At 68.1% G+C, this 19,173-nt stretch carries 18 protein-coding genes and 1 pseudogene; 10 read left to right on the forward strand and 9 right to left on the reverse strand.

What is annotated here, in order from left to right:
• Positions 1 to 2 precede the first annotated feature (2 nt).
• A complete protein-coding gene (locus tag AB4Y91_RS08690) occupies positions 3 to 290 on the forward strand; it encodes a DUF7218 family protein (RefSeq protein WP_441418084.1) in 288 nt (95 codons plus the stop codon).
• Positions 291 to 333: 43 nt separating this feature from the next.
• Here AB4Y91_RS08690 and ku read toward each other — a convergent pair whose 3' ends face one another.
• Complete coding sequence (gene ku, locus AB4Y91_RS08695; protein ID WP_441418085.1) at positions 334 to 1,419, reverse strand: non-homologous end joining protein Ku; 1,086 nt, start codon at positions 1,417 to 1,419, stop codon at positions 334 to 336.
• A gap of 40 nt (positions 1,420 to 1,459) precedes the next feature.
• On the opposite strand from ku, the gene AB4Y91_RS08700 reads away from it, so the two are divergent.
• Positions 1,460 to 3,985: an ATP-dependent DNA ligase gene (locus tag AB4Y91_RS08700; RefSeq protein WP_441418086.1), complete on the forward strand. Its 2,526-nt coding sequence runs from the start codon at positions 1,460 to 1,462 to the stop codon at positions 3,983 to 3,985.
• Between the two features lie 29 nt (positions 3,986 to 4,014).
• Here the strand turns inward: AB4Y91_RS08700 and AB4Y91_RS08705 are convergent, their stop codons facing one another.
• Both AB4Y91_RS08705 and AB4Y91_RS08710 read right to left on the reverse strand, forming a co-directional pair.
• Complete coding sequence (locus AB4Y91_RS08705; protein WP_441418087.1) at positions 4,015 to 4,272, reverse strand: hypothetical protein; 258 nt, start codon at positions 4,270 to 4,272, stop codon at positions 4,015 to 4,017.
• Positions 4,273 to 4,344: 72 nt separating this feature from the next.
• Positions 4,345 to 4,590 (reverse strand): hypothetical protein, encoded by a 246-nt coding sequence (locus tag AB4Y91_RS08710; protein WP_441418088.1) that lies wholly within the window; start codon positions 4,588 to 4,590, stop codon positions 4,345 to 4,347.
• A 363-nt stretch (positions 4,591 to 4,953) separates the two neighbouring features.
• On the opposite strand from AB4Y91_RS08710, the gene AB4Y91_RS08715 reads away from it, so the two are divergent.
• Positions 4,954 to 6,543 carry an MFS transporter gene (locus tag AB4Y91_RS08715; protein ID WP_441418089.1) on the forward strand — a complete coding sequence of 530 codons (1,590 nt, stop codon included), beginning with the start codon at positions 4,954 to 4,956 and terminating at the stop codon, positions 6,541 to 6,543.
• A 144-nt stretch (positions 6,544 to 6,687) separates the two neighbouring features.
• The gene (locus AB4Y91_RS08720) at positions 6,688 to 7,755 is read left to right on the forward strand and encodes an FUSC family protein (protein WP_441418090.1); all 1,068 of its coding nucleotides are present in this window, start codon (positions 6,688 to 6,690) and stop codon (positions 7,753 to 7,755) included.
• 11 nt (positions 7,756 to 7,766) lie between these two features.
• Here AB4Y91_RS08720 and AB4Y91_RS08725 read toward each other — a convergent pair whose 3' ends face one another.
• From AB4Y91_RS08725 to AB4Y91_RS08745, 5 genes are all read right to left on the reverse strand, one after another.
• On the reverse strand, positions 7,767 to 8,555 hold the full coding sequence (locus tag AB4Y91_RS08725) for an SDR family NAD(P)-dependent oxidoreductase (protein ID WP_441418091.1): 789 nt from the start codon (positions 8,553 to 8,555) through the stop codon (positions 7,767 to 7,769).
• 32 nt (positions 8,556 to 8,587) lie between these two features.
• Complete coding sequence (locus AB4Y91_RS08730) at positions 8,588 to 9,397, reverse strand: hypothetical protein (RefSeq protein ID WP_441418092.1); 810 nt, start codon at positions 9,395 to 9,397, stop codon at positions 8,588 to 8,590.
• An 83-nt stretch (positions 9,398 to 9,480) separates the two neighbouring features.
• Positions 9,481 to 9,825, reverse strand: a complete 345-nt coding sequence (locus AB4Y91_RS08735; protein ID WP_441418093.1) for a GNAT family N-acetyltransferase — start codon at positions 9,823 to 9,825, stop codon at positions 9,481 to 9,483.
• Positions 9,822 to 11,153, reverse strand: coding sequence for an acyltransferase family protein (locus AB4Y91_RS08740; RefSeq protein ID WP_441418094.1), 1,332 nt, complete (start codon positions 11,151 to 11,153; stop codon positions 9,822 to 9,824). The genes AB4Y91_RS08735 and AB4Y91_RS08740 overlap by 4 nt, the downstream gene beginning before the upstream one ends.
• Positions 11,154 to 11,273: 120 nt before the next feature.
• Positions 11,274 to 11,531, reverse strand: coding sequence for a metal-sensitive transcriptional regulator (locus tag AB4Y91_RS08745; protein ID WP_138767747.1), 258 nt, complete (start codon positions 11,529 to 11,531; stop codon positions 11,274 to 11,276).
• A 201-nt stretch (positions 11,532 to 11,732) separates the two neighbouring features.
• Here AB4Y91_RS08745 and AB4Y91_RS08750 point away from each other — a divergent pair, with 201 nt between their 5' ends.
• The 5 genes and pseudogenes from AB4Y91_RS08750 (at position 11,733) to AB4Y91_RS08770 (ending at position 14,962) form a co-directional block, all read left to right on the forward strand.
• Entirely contained in the window at positions 11,733 to 12,554 is an 822-nt protein-coding gene (locus AB4Y91_RS08750; protein WP_441418180.1) for an SGNH/GDSL hydrolase family protein, read from the forward strand.
• Positions 12,555 to 12,643: 89 nt separating this feature from the next.
• Positions 12,644 to 12,853: a dodecin gene (locus AB4Y91_RS08755; protein ID WP_175322466.1), complete on the forward strand. Its 210-nt coding sequence runs from the start codon at positions 12,644 to 12,646 to the stop codon at positions 12,851 to 12,853.
• A gap of 18 nt (positions 12,854 to 12,871) precedes the next feature.
• A pseudogene (locus AB4Y91_RS08760) lies at positions 12,872 to 13,850 on the forward strand (aldo/keto reductase).
• A gap of 205 nt (positions 13,851 to 14,055) precedes the next feature.
• Positions 14,056 to 14,319, forward strand: coding sequence for a GlsB/YeaQ/YmgE family stress response membrane protein (locus tag AB4Y91_RS08765; protein WP_175322464.1), 264 nt, complete (start codon positions 14,056 to 14,058; stop codon positions 14,317 to 14,319).
• A 121-nt stretch (positions 14,320 to 14,440) separates the two neighbouring features.
• On the forward strand, positions 14,441 to 14,962 hold the full coding sequence (locus tag AB4Y91_RS08770) for a hypothetical protein (protein ID WP_441418095.1): 522 nt from the start codon (positions 14,441 to 14,443) through the stop codon (positions 14,960 to 14,962).
• Positions 14,963 to 14,972: 10 nt separating this feature from the next.
• On the opposite strand, the gene AB4Y91_RS08775 is transcribed toward AB4Y91_RS08770, so the two are convergent.
• Complete coding sequence (locus AB4Y91_RS08775; protein WP_441418096.1) at positions 14,973 to 15,803, reverse strand: putative protein N(5)-glutamine methyltransferase; 831 nt, start codon at positions 15,801 to 15,803, stop codon at positions 14,973 to 14,975.
• A gap of 267 nt (positions 15,804 to 16,070) precedes the next feature.
• On the opposite strand from AB4Y91_RS08775, the gene AB4Y91_RS08780 reads away from it, so the two are divergent.
• Positions 16,071 to 19,166 carry an alpha-amylase family glycosyl hydrolase gene (locus AB4Y91_RS08780; protein ID WP_441418097.1) on the forward strand — a complete coding sequence of 1,032 codons (3,096 nt, stop codon included), beginning with the start codon at positions 16,071 to 16,073 and terminating at the stop codon, positions 19,164 to 19,166.
• The last annotated feature ends 7 nt before the right edge of the window (positions 19,167 to 19,173 follow it).

Below are 19,173 nucleotides of genomic sequence, written 5' to 3' on the forward strand. Positions count from 1 at the left end.
CCATGCCTGCGGAAAATGGTGCGCCGCAGGGTTCCGAGAGCCCCAGCATCAAGGACCCGGAACTTTATGAAGCGCTGTTGGAGGACGGCGCCTCGAAGCAGAAGGCAGCCCGCGTCTCCAACGCGGCGGCCAAGCGGGGCAGGTCATCGGTGGGCCGCAAGGGCGGCAAGTCCGGCGACTATGAGGACTGGACCGTCCCGCAGTTGAGGGAAAAGGCCAAGGAGATCGGCCTGAAGGGCTATTCAGCGAAGAAGAAGAGCGAACTGATCTCCGCTCTGCGGAATTCCTGAGCCGATGACGCCACAAGCGCGGGGGGCGAACCCGGACGCGGGCTCAGGCGCCCTTGCGCGCAGCCCCCTTCGCGGCGGTGGTTTTAGACGCTGTGGTTTTAGACGCTGTGGTCTTGGACGCTGTGGTCTTGGACGCTGTGGTCTTGGCGGCGGCCGCCCTGGAGGCGGTTCTGGAGGCGGTCCCCGTCCCGCCGGCACCGCCGGAGGCGGCCTTTGCAGTGGACTTGGCCGCGGCCTTCGGAGCCGTCTTGGACCCGGGCTTCCCGGCCGGCGCAGCTTTCGCCTTGCTGCTGGCCGCCGCTCCGGCGGTTGCGCCGTCGTCGTCGCCCCCGCCGGCGGCCGCTCCGCGCTTTCGCTCGATGCTGCGCTTCAGCGCGTCCATCAGGTCGATCACCTCACCGGTTCCGGCTTCCGCCGCCGGAGCACCGAAGGTCTCCTCCGTGTCCAGCGACTCGCCCTGTTCGATTTTCGCGTCGATCAGCTGCCGCAGTTGGAGCTGATAGTCGTCCGTGAACTGCTCCGGCTCGAAGTCGGCCGCCATCGAGTCCACCAGGGCCGCGGACATTTCCCGTTCCTGAGCCGAGATCCGGACGCTCGTCTCGAGCGCGGGGAAGCTCGCCTCGCGCACCTCGTCCGCCCACAGCAGCCCCTGCAGCACCAGCACGTCGCCGCGGATCCGCAGCGCCCCCAGCCGGGTCTTTTCCCGCAGTGCGAACTGGACGATCGCCACCCGGTCGGTGTCCTCCAGGGCCCGGCGCAGCAGCACGTAGGCCTTGGGCGACTTCGCGTCCGGTTCCAGGTAGTAGCTCTTCTCGAACATCATCGGGTCCAGCTGCTCGGCGGGCACGAACTGCACCACCTCGATCTCGTGGCTGTTCTCCGCGGGGATCGACTTGAGCTCCTCACGGCTGAGGATCACCGTCCGGCCCTCGTCCTCGTAGGCCTTGTCGATGTCCTCGTAGTCGATGATCTTGCTGCAGATCTCACACCGGCGCTGGTAACGGATCCGGCCGCCGTCGGCGTTGTGGACCTGATGCAGGCTGATGTCGTGGTCCTCGGTCGCGCTGTAGACCTTGACCGGCACGTTGACCAGCCCGAACGCTATTGCGCCTTTCCAGATGGCTCTCATGGCTCAAGTGAACACCAGAGCCGCACGGAGGTGAAGTGTTTTGGCTGACAGCAAGGAACGCGTCCGGGTCGACGGCCGGGAACTGGTGCTGACCAATCTGGACAAGGTGATGTACCCGGAGACCGGGACCACCAAGGCCGATGTGCTCGCCTACTACGCCGCGGTGGCGTCTGTGCTGATCCCGGCAGCGGCGAACCGACCGGCCACCCGGAAGCGCTGGGTCCACGGCGTCGGGACCGCGGAGGCGCCCGGCGAGATGTTCTTCCAGAAGAACCTGGACCACTCCACGCCGGGCTGGGTGCCGCGCGCGTCCATCACGCACAAGGAGCGGACCATCCAGTACCCACTGGTCAACGATCCGGCCACGCTCACCTGGCTGGCCCAGATTGCGGCGCTGGAGATCCACGTGCCGCAGTGGCGGGTGGATTCGCACGGCAACGCCCTGCCCCCGGATCGGCTGGTGCTGGACCTGGATCCCGGGGACGGTGCAGGACTCGCCGAATGCGTGGAAGTCGCCAAACTGGCGCGCAGCATCCTGCAGGACGTGGGCCTGGAGCCCGTGCCCGTGACCAGCGGCAGCAAAGGCATCCACCTCTACGCCGCGCTGGACGGCTCGCAGAGCTCGGACCAGGTCTCGGAGTTTGCCCACGAACTGGCCCGGGCACTGGAGGCCGACCACCCGGATTTGGCGGTCAGCGACATGAAGAAGACCCTGCGCACCGGCAAGGTGCTGGTGGACTGGAGCCAGAACAGCGCCGCGAAGACCACCATCGTGCCCTACTCGCTCCGGGGCAGGCTCCGTCCCACTGTTGCGGCGCCGCGAACCTGGCGGGAGCTCGACGCGCCTTCGCTGCACCAGCTCGACTACCTGGAGGTGATGAAGCGGGTGAAGGCGGGCAAGGACCCGTTCGCGGTCATCTCCGGGGCCGGGCACGCCGGTGCTCCACACGGCGCGCCGGCGGCCGGCGCCGGGGGCACGCCCGGATCCGACGGCCCAACCGCCGGCGACGGCGGCGACACCGACCCCCGGCTGGAGACCTACCGCACCAAGCGGGACGCGGCCGCCACGCCGGAGCCGTTCACGGCCCAACAGCACCGCAGCAGGACCGACGGCGGCACGCTCCGGGAGAGTTTCGTGATCCAGGAACACCACGCCAGCCGGCTGCATTTCGACTTCCGCCTCGAGCGCGACGGCGTGCTGGTGTCCTGGGCGCTGCCCAAGGGTGTGCCAACCACCAAGGCCAAAAACCACCTCGCCGTCCAGACCGAGGACCACCCGATGGACTACGCGGACTTTGAGGGGACCATCCCCAAGGGCCAGTACGGGGCGGGCACGGTCAGCATCTGGGACCGCGGGCACTACGAGTGCGAAAAATGGATCGCGGGCAAGGAAGTCATCGCCACCCTCACCGGCCAGGAGGGCGGGGGGCTGGGCGGCACCCGGAGGTTCGCGCTGATCCACACCGGCCAGGCCAACGATCAATGGCTCATCCACCTGATGGACACGCCCGATGCCGGTCACGGCAACCAACCCGCCGCGGAGCGGCCCCTGCCGGCGACTGAAGACCGCCCGGCTGACTTGACCCCCGCCCCGGACCCGGCGGAGCTCTCGCCGATGCTGGCCAGCGCGGGAACCCCTGCCGACCTGGCCGACAAGGACTGGCAGTTCGAGCTGAAATGGGACGGCATCCGGGCCCTGGTCCTGGGCGACGCTCAACGGATCCGGCTGATCAGCCGCAACGGCAACGACATGTCATCCAGCTACCCGGAGCTGACGGACCGCTCCTGCTGGCCGCCGCAGGAGTTCGCCGCCGACGGCGAGATCATCGCCGTCGGACCGGCCGGCAAGCCCGATTTCGGGCTTCTGCAGGGGCGGATGAAACTGAGCAAGGCCGCCGACGTGGCGAAGGCGCAGGCCTCCACCCCGGTGCGCCTGATGCTCTTCGACCTGCTCACCGAGGGCGGCGAGGACCTCCGGCGGCGCCCCCTCCGGGAGCGGCGGAACCGCCTCGAAACCTTCTTCCGGGACGGCGCCCGGGACGGCGCCTGCCCGGTGGAACTCTCCGAGGTGATCGACGCCGAAGTGGGGCACATCCTGGAAAGCGCGGAGGAGCTGGGGCTGGAGGGCGTGATGGCCAAGCGCACCGGCGGACGCTACGTCGGGCAGCGGAGCCGGTCCTGGCTCAAGCTCAAGTTCGAGAAGACCCAGGAAGTGGTGGTGGGCGGCTGGCGGCCCGGAAACGGCGGGCGCCGCGACTCGGTCGGTTCACTGCTGCTGGGCATCCCGGACGGGGCGAAACTGCGCTACGTGGGCCGGGTGGGCAGCGGGTTCAGCAGCCGCGAACTCCGGGAACTGCGTCAGCAGCTCGATGCCATCCCACGCAAGACCTCGCCCTTCGCCGAGGTCCCGGCGGAAGATGCCTCCGACGCCCGGTGGGTGTCCGCCAGGCTGGTCGGCGAGGTCACCTTCGGCGACTGGACCGGAGGGGGCAAGCTCCGCCACCCGGTCTGGCGCGGCTGGCGCCTGGACAAGACACCGGCCGATGTCGTCGTCGAACATAAGTGAGGGCCCGCCGTGGCGGGCCCTCATGGTTCTTAGTCGTGATGGGGGATCTGCGGCCGGCTTTGCCGGTGGATGGCCGCGTCTGCCACTTGCTGTCCCTGTTGCCCGCGGACCACGTCCCGGTCCTTGGGGTGGCGGTGCTTCCCGCTGCCGTCCGGCCACTCATGGCCGTCGGCGGGCGAGGGCGGTTCCGGTCGCTTGCTCTCCGGCCCGGGAACCTCGTCCATGGACTCCGCAAGGTGACTCGCAACCTCAGGCTCGATCTCTTCGTTCGAGTGATGATCCGCCATGGCTCTTCCTTTCTGCGATGAAATGAAGCGTCCCCCAATCGTAGGTCGGCGCCGGTGAGATGTCTCTAGGTCCTACCAGCGGACTTTCTTCTGCGCGGGGCCCTGCTTGCCGCTGGCGTGGGTGGGCTTGTGGCTGCGGCCGACGCTCTGCAGGCCGGCGCCGCCGCGGGATTTGCTGGCAAGCATTTCCTTCTGGGCATCCGTGAGGCGGGACTTAACGCCCTGCTCGGGTTTTGGCGCGGCCTGGGGTTCCTCGCGGCCGCGTTCTTCCGCGCCCGGGGCCCCGGGCTCTTCGTGCTTGCCGGATTTGTCAGTCATGGAAGGCGCTCCTCGGCTCGGCGTGTGTTGGCACTGGCGGTGGCTCCACCATAGGCAGTTTCCGCGCGTCTTGAACAGAGCCGGGGACGGCCCGCTGCCGGCCGGAACGGGGGCGGAAAGGGGCCCAAACGGGCCGGCTTGGAAAAAACTTCCCCAAAAATTCCGGAATGTGGCTTCTTCCTAGGAACGGCGCGGCGAAACCGCACCCCGGATCGGGGCAGATGGCACCGCATTGGCACCGGAATCGGCTGATCATACGCCACCGGAATCGGAAATGCCATGGAAATCCCGTAAAATTGAAAGCCTGCCCGGAGCGGGGCAGCTACAAGTCGCAAGCAAATGATCTCCCTAGGAGCTTTCCAAATGCCCACAGACCGAAGCACGACCGACTCTTCAGCAGGCGTTATTCACGCCGGCGGAACCAACCAAGGCGCACCCCGGGGCGCCAAGAAACCACGGCTTCGTCGCCGTCGACTCCGCGAGTCCGACGTCAACGTCGTCGACCAGCCGATGCTTAAGAAGGCGCTAGGCGGCACCATCGTGGGTAACACCATGGAATGGTACGACGTCGGCGTGTTCGGCTACCTGATCACCACCATGGGACCGGTGTTCCTGCCGGAGGCGGACAAGTCCGTCCAGACCCTCTTCCTGCTCGGCACCTTCGCCGCCACCTTCATCGCCCGCCCCCTCGGCGGCGTCGTGTTCGGCTGGCTTGGCGACAAGATCGGCCGGCAGAAGGTCCTCGCCGCGACCCTCATGATCATGGCGGCCAGCACCTTCGCCGTCGGCCTCCTGCCCGGCTACGCCCAGATTGGCATCTGGGCCGCAGTCCTGCTGGTCCTGTTCAAGGTCATCCAGGGCTTCTCCACCGGCGGCGAGTACGCCGGTGCCACGACCTTCGTGAGCGAATACGCCCCGGACAAACGGCGCGGCTTCTTCGCCAGCTTCTTGGACATGGGCAGCTACCTCGGCTTCGCCGCCGGCGCCGCGCTCGTTTCCGTGCTGCAGCTGACCCTCGGCCAGGACACCATGGAGCAGTGGGGCTGGCGTATTCCGTTCCTGCTGGCCGGTCCGTTGGGCCTGATCGCTGTTTACTTCCGGAGCAAGATCGAGGAATCCCCCCAGTTCCAGGCCACCCTGGATGCCCAGGAGAACCTCGCCAAGGACGCCACCGCCGCTGACACGTCTGCGTCCAAGGGACCGGTGGGCATTGTGAAGGCCTACTGGCGCTCCATCATCGTCGCAATGATCCTGGTAGCCGCAGCCAACACCGCCGGCTACGCCCTGACGTCGTACATGCCGACCTATCTGACCGAGTCCAAGGGCTACGACGAGGTGCACGGGACCCTGCTGACCATCCCTGTGCTGGTCATCATGAGCCTGTGCATCCCGCTGACCGGCAAGCTCTCCGACCGGATCGGCCGCCGCCCCGTGCTGTGGATCGGTGCCATCAGCACCGTCGTCCTGGCCACCCCGGCATTCCTGCTGATCGGCGTCGGTGAAATCTGGTCCACGCTGGCCGGCCTCGCCCTGATCGCCTTCCCGGTGACGTTCTACGTGGCCAACCTGGCGTCGGCCCTGCCGGCCCAGTTCCCGACGGCCAGCCGCTATGGCGCCATGGGCATCGCGTACAACTTCTCGGTGGCCATCTTCGGCGGAACCACCCCGTTCATCGTCGCCGCCCTGATCAACGCCACCGGCAACGACATGATGCCGGCTTACTACCTGATGGCCACTTCGGCGATCGGCGCCGTGGCGATCTACTTCCTCAAGGAATCCGCCCAGATGCCGCTGCCGGGCTCCATGCCGAGCGTGGACACCCAGGCCGAGGCCCGGGAACTGGTCGCGACGCAGGATGAGAACCCGCTGATCGACCTTGAGCACATGGATATGCCGCTCACCTCGGCCGAAGCAGCCGACGGGGACGCCGGGAAGGTTCCCGCCCGCGCCTAGTCCAGGCCCGCCGGTCCGGACCGCGTAGCCCAGCGCCCCGCCCGTAGAGGCCTGTCCCGCACGCTTTTCCATTGGGGGAAGCGCGCGGGGCAGGCCTCTGGCGCGTCCCCAGCCCCCACCCACCCGCAACCCCAGGAGGTCCGCGTGCAGTCCCTGTTGCGGCATGTCCGTGTTTTGCACCGGCTTGGCCCGGCGAACCGAGACAGCGTCTCCGCGCTGCGCGTCGCCGTCGGTGTGGCGGTCCCTTCGCTGGTGCTGCTCGCCGCCGGGCGCCCGGACCTCATCATCTACGCCGTGTTCGGCGCCCTCACCGGGATGTACGGCCGCTCCGAACCCCACCAGCTCAGGCTCAAGCACCAGCTTCAGGCGGCCTTCGTCCTCGTTGGCGGCCTGGGAGTCGGCGTGGCGCTCTCGGTGAACCACCTCCATTCGTGGACTCTCGTGGCCGTGGAAGCGACCCTCGCGGCCGCCGGATCACTCTTCGCGGACAAGGTCGGGCTCACGCCCAACGGCCCGTTCTTTGGCATCCTGGCGTTGGGTGCCTGCGCCTCCATTCCCACCGCGGTGCCGTGGCAACTCGCCCTGCTGATCGGTGCGGCGTCCGCCGCCTTCTCCATGGCGGTCGGATTCGGCGGCTGGGTCCGCGGCCGGGCCTGGGAGCGCGGCGCCGCCCGCGTTGTGCCGCCGCTGCGCGGGATCCGCCGTCGGGCCGCCTGGATCCACGCGGCCCGGTACCTGGCCGCGGTAGCAGCCGCCGGCAGCGTCGGGGTGCTCAGCGGCAGCGCGCACCCGCACTGGGCGATGGCCGCCGCGGCGGTACCCCTGGCGGGCGCGGACCTGCCCAGCAGCGTCTACCGCGGGCTGCACCGGATCGTCGGCACCCTGCTGGGCCTGGTCGTGGTGGCCGTGGTGCTGTTTCCGTGGGCGGGCTCGCCGCTGCGGCTCTTCCCCGGCCACGAGACCGCCGTCCTGGCGGTGCTGGTGATCGTCCTGCAATTCACCACCGAGCTCTTCATGGCACGGCACTACGGGCTCGCGATGGTGTCATTCACGCCCGTCATCCTGCTGATGACACAACTGGCGTTCCCCGCCGATCCCCGGTTCCTCGTGGCCGAACGGGCGGTGGAGACCCTGATCGGCGCGTGCACCGGCATCGCCGTCGTGGTTCTGATCCGGCGCCGGCGGCCGCTGGCCGCGACGCCGAACGCCTAGCCCGGCTGCCTCTACTTCGCGCGCCGCGGCGGCCCCGCGACGAGCCGCGCGGGCAGCACACGAGCCGCTGCCGTGAGGAGCTTGTAGCGTTTGCTCGGGATCGAGACGGCCTTGCCCTTTTCGTTGTCGGCGAGGCCTTCGCGGACCACCTGTTCGGCCTGCAGCCACATCCAGCCCGGGGTCACCGCTTTGTCCATGCCCATCCGGTCGTGGAATTCGGTGTGCGTGAAGCCTGGGCAGACGGCTGTCACCTTTACCCCGCGCCCGGCATAGGCGAGGTTGGCCCAGCGGCTGAAGCTGAGCAGCCATGCCTTCGCGGCGGAATAGGTTTCCCGCGGCAGGAAGGCCGCCACGCTCGCAACGTTGATCACCCGGCCCGAATGCCGCTGCAGCATGCCCTGCAGCGCGGCGTGCGTCAGTTCCATCGCCGTTTCGACGTGCAGCTTGAGGTGCCGTTTTTCGTCCGCGATGTCATTGTCCGCGAAGGAGTGAAGCAGGCCGAGCCCCGCGTTGTTGACCAGGATCTCGACCGGGCGCGCCGGATCGCTCAGGCGATCGACGACGGCGGACACTCCCCCGTCGTCCGCCAGGTCAGCCGCCAGCACCTCCGCCCGGACGCCGTAATTGTTTTCCAGCTCCGCCGCTCGGGCCAGGAGCCGCGCCTCATCGCGTGCCACCAGGACCACGTTGTGTCCCTGCTGGGCCAGCTGGCGGGCGAACTCGGCCCCGAGGCCGGCTGTTGCACCGGTGATCAGGGCGGTGAGGGCCGGGGCCGATGGGCCGTGAGCGGTTGTGTTCATAGCCACAGCCTAGCGCCGCCGCGTTCTGGGCCTCAGGCCAGGGCCGGCCCCGGGGCGAGTTCGCCTTCGGCCGGGCCGTCCGGAGCGCTATCCAAGGCGGCGCCGACCGGCCCAGCAACGTCCAGCGCAGCCCCGTCCAGCTCAGCCTCGTCCATGGCGCGGTAGCGCTGTTGCAACTCTTCGGCGGCGAGCTCGTACCAGGTGTGGGCGCCGAAGGAGGGGCTGGGGGTGTCCAGGTGGCGGTACAGGGCGTCGGCCAGCTGACCCAGGGCCGCGTCGGAGAGCGCCTGCACGGTGGCGGCCGGATCCAGTGTCCCCTCGAAGTAATCGGAGAGCTCAAGGCCGTCGATGAGATCAGGGCCGGGCGCAGCGGCGCTGCCCGCATCGTCCGGCGTGTGTCCCTCGATGTCGAGGTCGGCGACCTCGCCAAGGAGCTGGCCGGTGACGGCCCCGGTGATCTCGCCGTCCAGCCCGGCCAGGACCTCGCCGTCGGAACCGACGTGAACCAGGCAAATGGGCAGCTCGGCCGGTTCCTGCAGGAGAAGCCGGAAGCCCTCGCTACCGCCTGCCGCAAGGCCGACGGCGGCAGCCACGGGCTCCTGGGGCGCCGCGGGGGCCTGGTTTGCGGCGAGTTGCCGGAGGTAGAGCAGGATCTCCGGGTCGAGGTGGGAGGCGCCGTGCAGATCGATGCTGACGTCCGAGCCGGAGGCCAGTCGGCTGGCTCGCCGCATGATGTGCAGCAGGGCGGGGTAGTTTGCCTGGGTCAGGCAACCGGTGACTTCCAGAGTCACGTGTCCGGGATCGACATCAACACGGACAAGCACACGCAGTTTGTGGTTCACGGGGTTCTCCAAATGACACGTCCTTGAGCCAACTGCATAACTCAAGCTAAACCATACGAAATTGTCGCCCCGCTCACAAGCGGTTACGCCCCGGCTGGCGCCTGATCCGGCCAGTCAATGCACTGGTTGTAGGCGTCATGCTTGCGCAGGTAGCGGTAGATGTAGGGGCAGTGCGGGATGATCCGCTTCCCGGAAGCCACCACGTCGTCCAGGGCGAAGTGCGCGAGCACCCCGGCGAGCCCCTGGCCCTTGAATTGCTCGGCTGTCTCGGTGTGGATGAAGTCCACATGGCCCGGCCTGTCGATGTAGCGCACCTGGACCGCGAGCTTGCCGCCAACATGCAGCTCATAGCGGTGCAGGTCATCATTGCGGGTGGTGGAGACGTCCGGGCTGAACGTGTCTTCAGTTTCTGCCGAGTTCTCCGTCATGGTTCGAGATTGGCACGTAATGGCGGGTGTGGCAATGGCCGTCCGGATCCACCGGAATCACTGGCTTCGGCGTTACGGGTCGGAACGCGGCCCAGCAGCAGCACGGCGAGCGCGAAGCAGGCCGCACCGCCGCCGAGCAGCCCTACCGTGAGCCCGTTCAGTGCCGCGTCGGCCACCGGGATGAAGACGACGACGGCGGCCGTCACCACGGCAGCCGCAGGCCGCGCGCGGGAGCTGCCCGGCGCCGTCGGCTGCTCCTCCAGCCGCCCAAACAGCGCCAGCACGGGCAGCAGCAGGGCGACGACGCCTAACAGCACCAGCGGCCGGGTCCACCACCACGCCGCGGTCCCCCCGGTCGGCTGCGGAAAATCGGTGAGCAGCAGCAGCCCGGACATCGCTGCCAGCAGCGGCAGGTGCCACAGGTAGACGGTCATGGACCGCCGTCCCACCCGGGCCAGGACCCCGCGGACCGGGCCGAGGCCGGCCAGCCGGGCGAGGAGAGGCCGGAGAAGCTGCAGCCCGGCGGCCTGGGAGACGGCAAGCAGGAACAGGGTCAGGTTGGGCGGGTTGAGGTTGACCAGCATGTTCCCGGAGTACAGCCGGAGCACCACCAGGGCGCCGAGCGTCAGGTTGCTCGCCGCCACGATGCCGAGCAGCCCCGAAGGCGTCAGGCCCTGCAGTTTCCCGTCGGCCAGGATGAAGCCAAGCTGCTGCACAGCGCACCAGAGGAAGACCATGTTGGCGTAGGCCAGTTGAGGCAGCGCGCCGCGGAGGCAGTCCACGGCCACCACCAGGCAGAGGAGGGCGGCGAGGGTCAGCCACGGTGCGCGGGCATGGAGTGCGGCCAGCCAGGGCAGATTCAGCTGCGCCGCGAGGTAGGCGGCCAGGAACCACAGCGGCATGCCCGCGCCGGCGGCCAGCAGTTGGATCACCTGCGGGTCCACGCCGCTGAGCCGTGCGGCCCACAGGCCGGTGAACATGACCGACAGCAGCACGGCGGCCGGGCGGATCAGCCGCAGGAGCCTGCCCTGGACGAATTCGAAGGCGCTGCCGCCCTGGGACCGCAGGCGACGCCAGGAATACAGTCCGGTGACGCCGCCGGCGACGAAGAACAGGGGCATCACCTGGAGCACCCAGACCACGGGTTCGAACCAGTGCTGGTTCCCCAGGGTGTTGTCGGAGCTCACGGTGCCGTCCGGATGCAGGACCGGGCTGACCATCATCGTGTGGGCAATAACCACCAGCGCGAGGCAGAAGAACCGGGCCAGGTCGATGACCAGGTCTCGCTCCGGCACGGCTGGTGCCGGGCCGCCTGCGGGCTGCTGCATGGCGCTCCTTACCGTCGCGGCACGGGCAACCGGCCGCTTTTCCTCCATTGTCGGCCCAGCCGGAGGGAACGCAAGAGGCCAGGACCATCAGCTGGTCCTGGCCTCCGGTGATGGATGCGCTCAGGCGAGCGAGAGGAAAAGCTTCTCCAGTTCGGCACGGTCCAGGCTCGGGTCCTCCTGCTGCATGCACTGCTGCAGACCGGTGGCAATGATGGAGAATCCGGCCTTGTCCAGGGCACTGGAGACGGCGGCAAGCTGCGTGACGACGCTCTTGCAGTCCCGCCCCTCTTCGATCATGCGAGTGACCGCCGCGAGCTGGCCCTGGGCGCGGCGCAGGCGGTTAATAACGGACTTCATGTCGGTGGGATCGAGTTCCATGGGTGCCTCCCGGAGTAGACGGATTACATTCCATGATATACCCCCCTTGGTATTTCACATACCCCTAGTGGTATAAGCGTCCCCTGGCCGAGCCTAAACCGCGGCGAAATCCTCTCCGGTAGGGACGTAAGTACCTACCGGACGGGGGCTCACGGGCGTATTTCTGGGGGTGTGAACGCGGCCAGCTTCGGTGATCCGGTAATGGCCCGCAAAGGCGCCACCGGCGCCGGTCCGGGCCCCTGGAAACGCTACGTCGCCCTGGGAGATTCGTTCACAGCCGGCCTGGGCGATCCCGAGCCCCTCAGCCCCGGCGGAATGAGGGGCTGGGCGGACCGGATCGCGGAGGAATTCAGTGCCGCACGCGGGGATTTTTCCTACGCCAACCTGGCCGTCAGCGGCCTTGTGCTGCAGCAGATCGTGGACCAGCAGCTCGGCCCGGCGATCGCCCTGAAACCGGACCTCGTCACGCTGTCCGCGGGTGGCAATGACCTGGTCTTCCACCGGCGCGATCCCGACCGGCTCGCGGTAAGCCTCGATGCAGCGGTCGCGGCCCTCTCCGCCGCGGGGGCAACCGTCGTGCTCTTCACCGGGCCGGACTGGGGCGACACCCCGGTCTTCGGCCACATCCGCGGCAAGGTGGCCGTCTTCAACGAGAACATCCGGACCATCGCCGCCCGCCATCACGGCGTCATCGCGGACTTGTGGGCCTTGCGGCAACTAAGCGACCCCAGGATGTGGGATCCGGACCGGCTGCATTTTTCCCCGCTCGGACACCACACGATCGCCGGCATGGTGCTGGACACCCTGCAGGTCACGCACAGCCTGCAGCCGCTGCAGCCCAAGCCGCTGCCCGCCGGCAACTGGCGGGAGACCCGGGCCGGCGACCTGGCCTGGGCCACGCATTACCTGCTGCCCTGGATGATGCGGCGCGTCCGGCCGCGCGACGGAAGCGCCCCGCCCGCCCCCAAGCGGCCCGAACCGGGTCCGGTCTTCGGATCGCCGACCAACGCGGCGCACCCCTAGTACGGCCGGGCTGTGTCGGCTAATCTGCAGGGACGGCCTCCGGCCAACGGCCGGGGACGGCAGACCGATGACGATCCCGAGGAGCGAAGTTGTCTAATCACACCTACAGCATTTCTGAAATTGTCGGGACCTCGAATGAAGGCGTGGACGCCGCCGTGCGCAACGGCATCTCCGAGGCTGCAAAAACCCTGCGGAATCTGGACTGGTTCGAAGTCAAGGAAATCCGCGGACACCTCGAAAACGGCCAGGTTGCCGACTGGCAGGTGACCATCAAGCTCGGGTTCCGCCTGGAGCGCTGACGTCCGGGAGGGCGGCGCATGGAGTACACCCAGCTGGGCCGTTCCGGCCTGAAAGTCTCCCGCCTCTGCCTGGGCACCATGAACTTCGGGCCGCAGACCGAGGAATCGGACGCCCACGTGATCATGGATTCCGCGATGGACGCCGGGATCAATTTCTTTGACACGGCCAACGTCTACGGCGGCTCCACGCACCACCGCGGCTGGACCGAGGAGATTTTAGGCCGCTGGTTCGCCAAAGGCGGCGAGCGCCGGGAACGGACGGTGCTCGCCACCAAGGTCTACGGCACAATGGCTGACCGGCCTAACGAGTCCCGGCTCTCCGCGCTGCATATCCGCCACGCCCTCGACGCAAGGCTCCGGCGCCTCCGGACGGATTACATCGACCTGTACCAGTTTCACCACGTGGACCGGAACACGCCGTGGGACGAAATCTGGCAAGCAGTTGACGTCGCCGTGCAGCAGGGAAAGATCCTCTACTCGGGCAGCAGCAACTTCGCGGGCTGGCACCTGGCCCGGGCGCAGGAAGCGGCCTCCCGCCGGCATTCGAACGGCCTGGTCAGCGAGCAGTCCATCTACAACCTGCTGACCCGCAACGCCGAACTCGAGGTAATTCCGGCCGCCCAGCACTATGGCCTGGGGATCCTGCCGTGGTCTCCACTGCATGGAGGCCTGCTCGGCGGAGTTCTCAAGCAGGAGCACGTGGGTGTCCGCCGGAGTGAAGGCCGCTCGCTTGAGGCCCTGAAGAAGCACCGGAACCAGATCCGCCGGTACGAGGACCTCGCGGACGAACTCGGGCACGAGCCGGGGGAACTGGCGCTGGCCTGGCTGCTGCACCAGCCGGCTGTCACGGCGCCGGTCGTCGGCCCGCGCACCCGGGAGCAGCTCGGCGCCGCCCTGCGCTCCCTTTTGGTGCAGCTCGACGTCGAGGCCGGCCCTGGGGCGCCTCGACGCGATCTTCCCCGGCCACCGGACCGCCCCGGAGGACTACGCGTGGTGAGGACTGCGGCGGCCGGCGGCGCGCTTGGGACGGGCGTTTTTGACCGCCCGACACTCCCGAAATTCCCTGTGAATACAAGGGTTTCCCAAACTTTTCCGGGTGTCGAGTGGCGTTTTGATAGTAAGCATGATTAGTATTTAGGCAGAAGGATGAAGCGCACCCGGCAACCCGGGTGTCTCCTCAATGAAAGAGAAGGGCCGATAAAATGGGTTTTTTCGCATTTCTTATTCTGGGTCTTATTGCCGGAGCAATTGCTAAGGCTATCCTGCCGGGACGTCAGGGCGGTGGCTGGGTCATCACGCTGATCCTCGGTGTTGTGGGCGCCCTCCTGGGCGGCCTCATCGGTAGCGCTATCTTCGGCACGGGACTGCAGGAATTCTTCTCGCTGACCACGTGGCTGCTGGCGATCGGCGGTGCGATCATCGTACTGCTGGTCTACGGCATGATCACCAAGCGCTCGCACCGCTAAAACGGTGTGACCGGAAAACCGGTCCCGGGATTATTTCCTGGGGCCGGTTTTTTGGTACCCGTCGACATTTCAACACGACTTCAAGAGCACCCTTCCAGAGAACACAGAGCAGGAGTACAGCATGAAAGCCAAACTTCTTTTCGGCACCGGCCTCGCGGCAGGTTACGTCCTTGGATCCCGTTCCGGGCGGGCAGCCTACGAAAAGCTGAAAGCGCGGGCAGCGGGCCTCTGGCAGAGCAAGCCGGTCCAGGACAAGGTGGCGGCCGCGACGGAAGCGGTCAAGGAAAAGGCCCCCGAGGTTTCCAGCCAGCTCACCGAGGCCGCCCGCCGCGCGGGCACGGTCATCAGCTCCGCCGTCCACCGGGACGAGACCCCAGCCGGGAGCTCTGCACCCTCGGGGACGCCGTCCGCGGCGACCCCGGCCGCAGCGGGCACGCAGGCCGGCGGCGCGATCCCCGCACACAGCACCCACCCCGGCACGGCCAACCTGGGGACCTCCGGCGGCGCCCACGCCGCCGTGGACACGGCCTCCGACGTCGCTTCGGATCCGGCTTTGAACGATGAGACCGGGCAGGACTGGTCGGATGAAGGCGGCGCTACGCCGGCCGGACCGGCAACAAATGTCGACCCGGACAAGCACTAACGGGTCCCCGCTAACGGCCCTGCTTTGAGCGTCTGGCAGCAACCGCGCCCAGTACGACGGTGGCGTCCCGCTTCCGGGAGCTGAAGACCCGGCCGGAGAGCCCGCTCCCGGCGAAGATTCGGACCGTCTGAGGCGCCTGCTGCCGGCTCGTCTCAATCAGTAGGTGGCCGCCCGGCGCCAGCCACTCCGGCGCCGCGGCGGCCACACGCCGCTGCAGTTCCAATCCGTCCGGGCCGCCGTCGAGCGAAGTCCGCGGCTCGTGCAGGCGCGCTTCGGGCGGCATGGTCCCGATCATTCCGGAGGGAACGTAAGGCGCGTTCACCGCCAGAAGATCCACCCGGCCGCGCAGCCGGTCCGGCAACGCCCCGTACAGATCGCCCTCGTGGACCTCTCCGCCCAGCGGGAGCACGTTACGCCGCGCGCAGGCCGCCGCCGCAGGATCGATGTCGGCAGCATGCAGCTCCAGCGACCCCGCCGCAGCCGCCAGCGCGGCAGCTACGGCACCGGAGCCGCAACAGAGGTCGACGACGACTGGAATCCCCACTGCCCCGGCCGCCCGGCGCGCCTGCAGGACTTTTGTTCCCCGCCGGACGAGATACTCGGTGCGGCGGCGGGGCACAAAGACTTGCGGGTCCAGGGCGATGCGGAGGCCGCAAAACTCCGCCCAGCCCAGCACTTGCTCCAGCGGCACCCCCGCGACCCGCTGCCGGACCAGCGTCTCCAGTTCTTCGTCCGTGGCCGCCGCGGCCACCAGCAGGGCGGCCTCTTCTTCGGCGAAGACGCAGCCGGCGCTACGGAGCCGGCTGATCACCTCCGCCGGCCGCGGGGGCATGGTCCGCATGGCATCACGCCCTTCCGCCGCGCCCTCCGGCAGCCGTGTCCGCAGCCGCCCTGAAAGGCCCATGCTATCCAAAGCGGCACCGCGGCCCTACGCCTTGCCCGCGGAATATCCCGCGAACCGAATCGCACCGGCCAGGGGACCCCTGGCTGAATATTTGCTGGAAAATCCATGTGCAAGCGCTTACAATTGTGACTTGGCTCTCAGTAGCCGGTTTCCCGCATCCGTCCCTTCGTCGAGGCAACGTCGCTCACCCGGAAGGTCTCCATCGTGTTCACCCGCAGCTCCAGCCTGCCCAGGCCGCCCCGTTTGAGGCGCGGCGCAGGGCGCCACCACACCGCCCGCGCCGGCGTCGCCCTCGTGGCGGCGCTGGCCGCCGCCGCCGTCGCCGTCGTCCCCACCCAGGCCGCCCCCGACCCCCGGGGCCCGGGCGCCCCGTCGGCTGCGCATTCGCTCCGCGGGCCGGTCACCGACGAGCGGTTCTACTTTGTGATGGCGGACCGCTTCAACAACGGCAGCGCCGCCAACGACGACGGCGGCCTGGGTCCCAACCCAATGGTCTCCGGCTTCGACCCGACCAAGAAGGGCTTCTACAACGGCGGCGACCTCAAGGGCCTGCGGGACAAGATCGACTACATCCAGGGCCTCGGCACCACCTCGATCTGGCTGACTCCGAGCTTCAAGAACAAGGCCGTCCAGCCGGAGGACCAGTCGGCCGGCTACCACGGCTACTGGGTCACCGACTTCACCCAGATCGACCCGCACCTGGGCACCAACGCCGAGCTGAAGACCCTCATCGACGAGGCGCACGCCCGCGGCATGAAGGTCTACTTCGACATCATCACCAACCACACCGCCGACGTGATCGGCTACGAGCAGGGCGACCGCACGGCGTACAAGTCCAAGGACGCCGCCCCCTACCTGACCGCCGCGGGCGAACCGTTCGACGACCGTGACTACGCCGGCACGGGCACCTTCCCGAAGCTGGATGCGGCCACCTCGTTCCCGTACACGCCGAAACTCGCGCCCGGCGAAGAGAACCTCAAGGTCCCGGCCTGGCTCAACGACACCACGCTCTACCACAACCGCGGCGACACCACCTTCGAGGGCGAAAACTCCTCCTACGGCGACTTCTTTGGCCTCGACGACCTGTTCACCGAGCACCCGAAGGTGGTCAACGGCATGGTCAACATCTACGAGAAGTGGATCGGCGACTTCGGCGTGGACGGCTTCCGGATCGACACCATGAAGCATGTCAACGACGAGTTCTGGCAGCAGTTCGGCCCCCGCGTCCTCGCCTACGCCAAGGCGCACGGCAAGGACGAATTCTTCATGTTCGGCGAGGTCTTCGACACCTCCAAGAGCTTCACCTCCCAGTTCACCACTCGTAACAAGATGCAGGCCGTGCTCGACTTTCCGTTCCAGGAGGCGGCCCGGAACTTCGCCTCGCGCGGCCAGGGCGCCAAGGAGCTGGAGACCTTCTTCGCCGGTGATGACTGGTACACCGACGCCGACTCCAACGTCTACGAGCTCCCCACGTTCCTGGGCAACCACGACATGGGCAGGATCGGCAGCTTCATCACCGCGGACAACCCAGGCGCGGACGACGCCGAACGCGTCGCGCGGGACCGGCTCGCCCACGAGCTGATGTACTTCTCCCGCGGCAACCCGGTGGTCTACTACGGTGATGAACAGGGCTTCACCGGCCCCGGCGGGGACCAGGATGCACGCCAGACGATGTTTGCCAGCAAGGTCCCGGACTACCTCGACGATGACCTGCTCGGCACCTACGCCACGCATGCGGGCGACAACTTCAACACCGCCCACCCGCTGTACCGCGACATCAGCGAACTCGCGGCCCTGACCACCGAACACCCGGCGCTGCGCAACGGCGCGCACCAGAACCGGTACGCGTCCGACGGGCCGGGCATCTACGCCTTCTCCCGGACCGACGCCAAGGACCAGCGCGAGTACGTTGTCTCCATCAACAACAGCAAGCAGGCCCAGACCGCAGCGGTCCCCACCTACGTGGGCAAGCGCACCTTCAACCGGATCTACGGGGAGGCAAGCGCCGAGGCCAAGACCTCGGCGGACGGGAAGCTGACGGTCACGGTTCCGCCGCTCTCCGCCGTCGTCTACGAATCCGCCGGCCGCATCCCGCACTCCAAGGCAGCACCGGCCGTAAGCCTGCAGGCGCCGGCAGCCTCTGCCGCGGACAACAGCCGCGTACGCGTCGCGGCCGACGTCGACGGCACCTCTTTCTACGAGGTCACCTTCCAGGCCCGCACGGCGGGCGGCGCATGGGCCCCAATCGGTACTGACGACACGGCGCCCTACCAGGTCTTCCATGACGTCTCCGCCCTGAAAGCCGGCACCGCCGTGGAGTACCGCGCCGTGGTGCTGGACAACGGAGCGCACACCTCGGTGAGCCAGCCCCGCAGCGTCACAGTCCCGTCCCCGGTGCTCAGCATCGTGAACCCCAAGGAAGGCAGCAGCGTCCGCGGCAAGGTCGAGGTCAGTGCCGTCGCCAGCCCGGAAAAGGCTGACTACGTGGTCCGGTTCGAACGCAGCATCGGCGGCGGGACCTGGACGAAGTTTGGCGAGGACAGCTCCTCCCCCGACTACACCGCCGTGGATGACCTGGCGGCCCTGTCACTGCCGGACGGGACCCAGCTGCGTTATCGCGCGCTCTTGACGGTGCCGGGGGCCGGCGACGTGGTCAGTGACGTCCGCACGGTGGTCGCGGGGGACCTCCCCCAGCCCAATTCGGTCACCATTGCGGGCAGCCTTAACTCGGAAATGGGCTGCCCCGGGGACTGGCAGCCGGCCTGCCCGGCAGCCTTCCTCAAGCTGGATCCGGCGGACAAGGTCTGGCGCCTGACCGTTCCCGACCTGCCCGCCGGCAGCTACGAATTCAAGGCCGCCATTAACGGCTCCTGGGACGAGAACTACGGCGCGGGGGGCGGCGCCAACGGCAGCAACATCGTGCTGAACCACCCGGGTGGCGCGGTGACCTTCCGCTACGACAACAGCACCCATGTGATGAGCCCGGTCTACGCCTCGCAGCAGCCGGCCGCGGTGGCGGCTGCCGGGGACCTCGATTCGGAGCTGGGCTGCCCGGGCGACTGGATGCCGGACTGCCCGCAGGCCCAGCTCTCGCTGGATCCGGCGGACCTCGTCTGGAAGCTGACGTTCCCGGAGCTGCCGGCCGGCACCTACTCTTTCAAGGCCGCGCTCAACCGTTCCTGGGCCGAGAACTACGGCGCAGGCGGAGTCCCGGGCGGTGGAAACCTCAGCCTGGTGCACGACGGCGGCCCGGTCACCTTCCGGTATGACCACTTCACCCACCTGATCACCGCCGGCTAGCACCGGG

This window comes from Arthrobacter sp. YAF16, assembly GCF_052113385.1.
Lineage (GTDB): Bacteria > Actinomycetota > Actinomycetes > Actinomycetales > Micrococcaceae > Arthrobacter.

Bases quoted from the DNA above. Each gene is read 5' to 3' on its own strand.
- AB4Y91_RS08690 (WP_441418084.1), top strand. From the start codon at position 3: ATGCCTGCGGAAAATGGTGCGCCGCAGGGTTCCGAGAGCCCCAGCATC.
- ku (WP_441418085.1), bottom strand. From the start codon at position 1,419: ATGAGAGCCATCTGGAAAGGCGCAATAGCGTTCGGGCTGGTCAACGTG.
- AB4Y91_RS08705 (WP_441418087.1), bottom strand. From the start codon at position 4,272: ATGGCGGATCATCACTCGAACGAAGAGATCGAGCCTGAGGTTGCGAGT.
- AB4Y91_RS08710 (WP_441418088.1), bottom strand. From the start codon at position 4,590: ATGACTGACAAATCCGGCAAGCACGAAGAGCCCGGGGCCCCGGGCGCG.
- AB4Y91_RS08715 (WP_441418089.1), top strand. From the start codon at position 4,954: ATGCCCACAGACCGAAGCACGACCGACTCTTCAGCAGGCGTTATTCAC.
- AB4Y91_RS08725 (WP_441418091.1), bottom strand. From the start codon at position 8,555: ATGAACACAACCGCTCACGGCCCATCGGCCCCGGCCCTCACCGCCCTG.
- AB4Y91_RS08735 (WP_441418093.1), bottom strand. From the start codon at position 9,825: ATGACGGAGAACTCGGCAGAAACTGAAGACACGTTCAGCCCGGACGTC.
- AB4Y91_RS08740 (WP_441418094.1), bottom strand. From the start codon at position 11,153: ATGCAGCAGCCCGCAGGCGGCCCGGCACCAGCCGTGCCGGAGCGAGAC.
- AB4Y91_RS08745 (WP_138767747.1), bottom strand. From the start codon at position 11,531: ATGGAACTCGATCCCACCGACATGAAGTCCGTTATTAACCGCCTGCGC.
- AB4Y91_RS08750 (WP_441418180.1), top strand. From the start codon at position 11,733: ATGGCCCGCAAAGGCGCCACCGGCGCCGGTCCGGGCCCCTGGAAACGC.
- AB4Y91_RS08765 (WP_175322464.1), top strand. From the start codon at position 14,056: ATGGGTTTTTTCGCATTTCTTATTCTGGGTCTTATTGCCGGAGCAATT.
- AB4Y91_RS08770 (WP_441418095.1), top strand. From the start codon at position 14,441: ATGAAAGCCAAACTTCTTTTCGGCACCGGCCTCGCGGCAGGTTACGTC.
- AB4Y91_RS08775 (WP_441418096.1), bottom strand. From the start codon at position 15,803: ATGCGGACCATGCCCCCGCGGCCGGCGGAGGTGATCAGCCGGCTCCGT.